Source organism: Actinotalea ferrariae, from assembly GCF_019733465.1.
In the GTDB taxonomy this organism is placed as follows: Bacteria; Actinomycetota; Actinomycetes; order Actinomycetales; family Cellulomonadaceae; genus Actinotalea; species Actinotalea ferrariae_A.
The window spans coordinates 1-5,549 of sequence record NZ_JACVQL010000309.1 but is presented as its reverse complement, the minus strand read 5'-3'; the positions used below and the strand labels follow the sequence as shown (position 1 = coordinate 5,549).

General features: G+C 75.5%; 5 protein-coding genes and 1 tRNA gene. 4 read left to right on the top strand and 2 right to left on the bottom strand.

Annotated elements, in window-relative coordinates:
- Positions 1-429 (top strand): enoyl-CoA hydratase/isomerase family protein (locus tag ICW40_RS18580; RefSeq protein ID WP_260459442.1); only part of this gene is annotated, 429 nt, incomplete at its 5' end.
- Here ICW40_RS18580 and ICW40_RS18575 read toward each other — a convergent pair.
- Positions 401-757, bottom strand: coding sequence for a PaaI family thioesterase (locus ICW40_RS18575; RefSeq protein ID WP_221655483.1), 357 nt, complete (start codon positions 755-757; stop codon positions 401-403). The genes ICW40_RS18580 and ICW40_RS18575 overlap by 29 nt on opposite strands.
- Before the next feature lie 98 nt (positions 758-855).
- Here ICW40_RS18575 and paaZ point away from each other — a divergent pair, with 98 nt between their 5' ends.
- The 3 genes from paaZ (at position 856) to ICW40_RS18560 (ending at position 5,077) form a co-directional block, all read left to right on the top strand.
- The gene (gene paaZ, locus ICW40_RS18570; protein WP_221655482.1) at positions 856-2,892 is read left to right on the top strand and encodes a phenylacetic acid degradation bifunctional protein PaaZ; all 2,037 of its coding nucleotides are present in this window, start codon (positions 856-858) and stop codon (positions 2,890-2,892) included.
- Positions 2,889-3,698, top strand: coding sequence for an enoyl-CoA hydratase/isomerase family protein (locus tag ICW40_RS18565; protein WP_308121907.1), 810 nt, complete (start codon positions 2,889-2,891; stop codon positions 3,696-3,698). The genes paaZ and ICW40_RS18565 overlap by 4 nt, the downstream gene beginning before the upstream one ends.
- A 95-nt stretch (positions 3,699-3,793) precedes the next feature.
- The gene (locus tag ICW40_RS18560) at positions 3,794-5,077 is read left to right on the top strand and encodes an aminotransferase class I/II-fold pyridoxal phosphate-dependent enzyme (RefSeq protein ID WP_221655480.1); all 1,284 of its coding nucleotides are present in this window, start codon (positions 3,794-3,796) and stop codon (positions 5,075-5,077) included.
- A gap of 57 nt (positions 5,078-5,134) precedes the next feature.
- Here ICW40_RS18560 and ICW40_RS18555 read toward each other — a convergent pair.
- A tRNA-Arg gene (locus ICW40_RS18555) sits at positions 5,135-5,207 on the bottom strand.
- Positions 5,208-5,549 lie beyond the last annotated feature (342 nt).

The window sequence follows — 5,549 nt, the reverse complement described above, 5'->3', positions numbered from 1 at the left end:
CGCTTCGGCCAGCCCGAGCCGTCCCTCGGCATCGTCGCGGCGGCCGGGGCGCACTGGCGCCTGCCCCAGGCCGTCGGGCTGCCGCTCGCGCGGCGCATGCTCTACACGGGCGAGGTGCTGGACGCCGACGCGGCGCTCGCCGCCGGGCTCGTCGACGCCGTGCACCCCGCGGACCGGCTGCTCGACGAGGCCGTCGCGCTCGGCGAACGCATCGCGACGCGCTCGTGGCGTGCGCTCGAGCTGACGAAGGCCGCGCTGCGGACGCACCGGCCGGCGACCACGGCGTTCGACCGGGAGGCGCAGGCCGAGCTGTTCGAGAGCGCCGACAAGCGCGAGCGGATGGGGCGGTTCCTCGCCGAGCGCGAGCGTCGCCGTCGCGAGCGCGAGGAGCAGGCTGCCGTCAGCCTGCGGGACGGGGCTCGAGGATGAGCGACGTCATGCGCGCCGTGCACAGCCGGCGGTCCTGGTCGTCGCGGATGACGACCTCGTACGTCGCGACGCGGGAGCCGCGGTGCAGCGGCAGGGCGGTCGCGGTGACGACGCCGCTGCGCGCGCTGCGGTGGTGCGTCGCGCTGACGTCCACGCCGACGACGGTCCGCTCGGGCCCCGCGTGGATGACGGCGGCCCACGAGCCCACCGCCTCCGCGAGGCACGCCATCGCGCCGCCGTGCAGCAGCCCGAAGGACTGGGTGTTGGTCTCGACCGGCATGGTCGCGACCAGACGCTCGGGCGAGGCCTCGAGCACCCGCACACCCATCTTCACGTCGAGGGCACCGAGCGAGAGGCCGGGATGAGCCCGGGACAGCACGTCGTCGTCGTCCACCCGCGCAGCATACGGAGGAGCCAGCCGTGACCATGACCGTGAAGAGCTACGTCGGCGGCCGGTGGCAGGGCCCCGGCCGGGAGACGACGGCGCTGCTGGACGCGGCGACGTCCGAGCCCGTGGCGGTGATCGGCACGGACGCGATCGACATGGTGCCCGTGATCGACCACGCGCGGTCCGTCGGCGGGCCGGCGCTGCGCGAGCTGACGTTCCACGAGCGTGCGCTCGCGCTCAAGGCGCTCGCGCTGCACCTCAACGCGCGGCGCGAGGCGCTCTACCCCGTCTCGGCGTGGACGGGCGCGACGCGGCGCGACTCGCTGGTCGACGTCGACGGCGGCATCGGCGTCCTCTTCAGCTACGCCGGCAAGGGTCGGCGCGAGCTGCCCAACAGCCACGTCGTCGTCGACGGCCCGACCGAGCGCCTCGGCCGCGGCGGGCAGTTCGTCGGGCAGCACGTGCACACGTCGCGACGCGGCGTCGCGCTCCAGGTCAACGCGTTCAACTTCCCCGTCTGGGGCATGCTCGAGAAGTTCGCCCCCGCGTTCCTCGCGGGCGTGCCGACCGTCGTGAAGCCCGCGACGCAGACGGCGTACCTCACGGCGGCGATGGTCGAGGAGATGGTCGGGTCGGGCCTCCTGCCGCCGGGCAGCATCCAGCTCGTCGTCGGCGGCACGGCGGGGCTGTTCGACCTGCTGGACGAGCAGGACACCGTCGCGTTCACCGGGTCCGCGCACACCGCGGCCCTACTGCGCGGCCACCCCGCGGTGCAGCAGCGCGGCGTGCGGTTCAGCTCCGAGGCGGACTCGCTCAACCTCTCCCTGCTCGGCCGCGACGTGCAGCCCGGCAGCCCGGAGATGGACCTGTACGTGCGCCAGGTGGTCACCGAGCTCACGGCCAAGGCGGGCCAGAAGTGCACCGCGATCCGGCGCGCGCTCGTGCCCGAGCCGCTCGTGCCGCACGTGATCGAGGCGCTCGAGGCGCGGATCGCGGCTAAGGTCCGCGTCGGCCACCCCGCCGCCGACGGCGTGACGATGGGCGCCCTCGCGGGCCTCGCGCAGCGCGACGGCGTCCGGGCCAACCTCGACAAGCTCGCGCGCGGCGCCGAGCGCGTGGTGGGCGACCCGGACGCGTTCGACGTCGTCGGCGCCGACCGCGTGCGCGGCGCCTTCCTGCCGCCCGTCGTGCTGTGGGCGAAGGACCCGGCGCGGCCCGAGCCGCACGAGGTCGAGGTGTTCGGGCCGGTCTGCACGGTGATCGGGTACCGCGACACCGAGCACGCGGTCGACCTCGCCGCGCGCGGGCGCGGCAGCCTCGTCGGGTCGATCGTCTCGGCCGACCCCCAGGTGGTCCGCGAGCTCGTGCTCGGGGTCGCGCCGTGGCACGGGCGGCTGCTCGTGCTCGACCAGGACTCGGCCCCCGAGTCGACCGGTCACGGCTCACCGCTGCCCCAGCTCGTCCACGGCGGCCCGGGCCGCGCGGGCGACGGCGAGGAGCTCGGCGGCATCCGCTCGGTGCTGCACTTCATGCAGCGCACGGCCCTGCAGGGCTCACCCGCGGCGCTCTCGGCGATCACGGGCACGTGGGTGTCCGGCGCACCGCGCCGCACGCAGGGGCCGCACCCGTTCCAGAAGTCGCTCGCCGAGCTGCGCGTGGGCGACGCCGTCGTCGGCGGGCCGCGGGTCGTGACCCTGGACGACGTCGACCGCTTCGCCGACCTCTCGGGCGACCGCTTCTACGCGCACACCGACGAGGAGGCGGCGGCCGCGAACCCGTTCTTCGAGGGCCGCGTCGCGCACGGCTACTTCGTCGTCTCGCTCGCCGCGGGCCTGTTCGTCTCGCCCGAGCCCGGGCCGGTGCTCGCCAACTACGGCCTCGAGCGCCTGCGCTTCCTCGAGCCCGTCTACCCCGGCGACGCGCTCACCGTGACCCTCACGGCCAAGGCGATCTCCCCGCGGGCCGACGCCGACTACGGCGAGGTCGTGTGGGACGCGGAGGTCGTCAACCAGGACGGCACGGCGGTCGCGACCTACGACGTGCTGACGCTCGTGGCGAAGGAGTGGCCGCGGTGAGCGCCGCCGCGCAGGAGGCCGACGGCGCGCTGGGAGTGCACTGGACGGTCGTGGGCGGCACGGCCGAGGTCGTCCTCGACCGGCCCGCGCGGCTCAACACGCTCGACCCGCCCGCGCTCGACGCGCTGCGCGTGGCGTTCGGGGAGCTGGCGGCGACGGAGGGCCTGCGCGGCGTGCTGCTGCGCGGCGAGGGCCGCGCGTTCTGCGCCGGCCGGGACATCTCCGGGGTCGACCCGACGACCGACGACGCCGAGGCCTTCCTGCGCGACCTCGTGCACCCCGTGCTCGACGCGATCCGCGCCGTGCCGGTGCCCGTGGTGGCCGCGGTCCAGGGCGCGGCCCTCGGCATCGGGCTCGGCCTGCTCGGCGCCGCCGACGTCGTCTACGCGGCGCGCAGCGCGAAGGTCGGCTCGCCGTTCGCGCGGATCGGCGCGGTGCTCGACTCGGGCGGCCACGCGCTGCTCGTCGACCGCCTGGGGCCGCACCGCGCCATGGACCTCATCGTCACGGGCGAGCTGCTGGACGGCGAGGAGGCCGCGCGCGTCGGGCTCGTCAGCCGCGTGGTGCCCGACGACGAGCTGCTCCCCCGCTGCCGCGAGCTGCTCGCGACGCTCGCCGCGGGACCCACGCGGTCGTTCGTCGAGTCCAAGCGGATCGTCGCCGCGCTGCGCGAGCGGCGCGGGCTCGACGACGCGCTGCTCGACGCCGAGGCGCGGGCGCAGGGGGCGGCCGCCGGGACGGCGGACTACGCCGAGGGCTTCACCGCCTTCCAGCAGAAGCGCCCGCCCACCTTCACGGGCCGGTAGCGCGGAGCCGCGACATCCGGCGGCCGTGGGTCTGGACGCCGGGGGGTCCACGGGTCTGTCATGGGGGACGTCGTACCGCGGTCGGGAGGCCACCCATGGAGCTCGACACCCCTGCCACGACAGGCAACCGGACGCCGCTCGCCGGTGCCCTCTCCGGCGCCGCGAGCCCACCGGCCGCGCCGCCGCCCGGTGAGGCCTCGCCGGTGTCGGCGCGCGCCCTCGCCGCCGCGGGCGAGACCGCCGAGCTCGAGGCGCTGATCGCGGCGACCGGGCTGTTCCAGGAGGCCGACCCCGACGCCGCGATCTTCACCTTCGGCAACCCGCAGGAGATGCCGCTCCAGGGCCTCGTCGACGCGCTGCGGGCGAGCGCCGAGCCGCGGTCGGCGGACTGGTACGCGTACAAGGCGAGCGACGAGGCGCCCCGGACCTTCCTCGCCCGGTCGCTCAGCCAGGAGCTCGGCGTGGAGTTCGAGCCGCACGACGTCGCGCTCACCGCGGGGGCGTTCGCGGCGATCAGCGTCGCCTTCCACCTGCTCACCGACCCCGGCGACGAGGTGGTCATCCCCAAGCCGGGCTGGTTCCTCTACGCGCCGGTCCTCCGGCAGGCACTCGCCGTGCCGGTCGAGGCCTCGCTCGACCCGGTGACGTGGGACATCGACCTGGACGCCGTCGACGCGGCGATCACCCCGCGCACGCGGGTCGTCGTCGTCAACAGCCCGCACAACCCGACCGGGCGCGTGTACGGCCCGGAGGTCTGGGACGCGCTCGCGGACGTCCTCGAGCGCGCGTCGCAGCGGATCGGCCGGCGGATCTACCTGCTCTCCGACGAGCCGTACCGCCGGATCCGGTTCGACGGCACCGGCTTCGCCAGCCCCGCGGCGCACTACCCGTGGACGCTCATCGACTACTCGTACGGCAAGGTGCTGCTCGCGCCGGGGCAGCGGCTGGGGTACCTGGCCCTGTCCCCGCTGATGCCCGAGGCCGACCGCGCGGCGCTGCGTGCCGCCACGTTCCCGGTCCAGGCCGCGCTCGGCTGGGTGTTCCCCGAGGCGATCATGCAGCACTCCGTCGAGGCGCTCGAGACGGTCGGCCTCGACGTCGCCGAGCTCGAGGCGAAGCGCGACCTCCTGGTCGGGGCGCTCACCGGGTGGGGCTACGACGTCGTCCGGCCGGAGGGCACCTTCTACCTCTGGGCCGCCGCACCCGGTGGTGACGCCGCGGCGTTCGCCGCCTGGCTGGCCGAGCGGTCCGTGCACGTGCTGCCGGGCGGCATCTTCGGGCAGCCGGCGCACTTCCGCCTGTGCCTGACGGCGACCCGCGACATGATCGAGCGCGCGCTCCCGGCGTTCGAGGAGGCGGCGACGGCGCCCTGGCGGTGAGCGCACGCTGGGGAGATGACGAAGGGCCCCGACCTGGTGGTCGGGGCCTTCTATCTGTGCGCCCGGAGGGATTCGAACCCCCAACCTTCTGATCCGTAGTCAGATGCTCTATCCGTTGAGCTACGGGCGCGTGGCACAGGGCCGCGCACGAGGATACATGCCCCCGGCGGCTGTACCCAATCCGGCGCTGTTCAGCGGCCGTCGGCGGAGGTACGCTCCACTTCCCAACCCGGTCGGGGCGAGCTCTCGTCGCCGACGTCGTGCGGTGGCACAACCCTCACGACCGACCGGGAGCCCCCATGTCGCTGACCCTCGACGCACCCCTCCCCGGGGGCACGCCGACCCTCGTCCCTGCCGCGTCCGCGACGCCTCCCGACGCCCTTGCGGCCCCGGTCGCCGTCGACCGGCAGGCGCTGCCGCGGGTCGCCCCGGCGCCCGCCGCGCGGCCCGAGCCGCTGCCCCTCCCCCAGCC

Bases quoted from the DNA above. Each gene is read 5' to 3' on its own strand.
- ICW40_RS18575 (WP_221655483.1), bottom strand. From the start codon at position 757: ATGGGTGTGCGGGTGCTCGAGGCCTCGCCCGAGCGTCTGGTCGCGACC.
- paaZ (WP_221655482.1), top strand. From the start codon at position 856: ATGACCGTGAAGAGCTACGTCGGCGGCCGGTGGCAGGGCCCCGGCCGG.
- ICW40_RS18560 (WP_221655480.1), top strand. From the start codon at position 3,794: ATGGAGCTCGACACCCCTGCCACGACAGGCAACCGGACGCCGCTCGCC.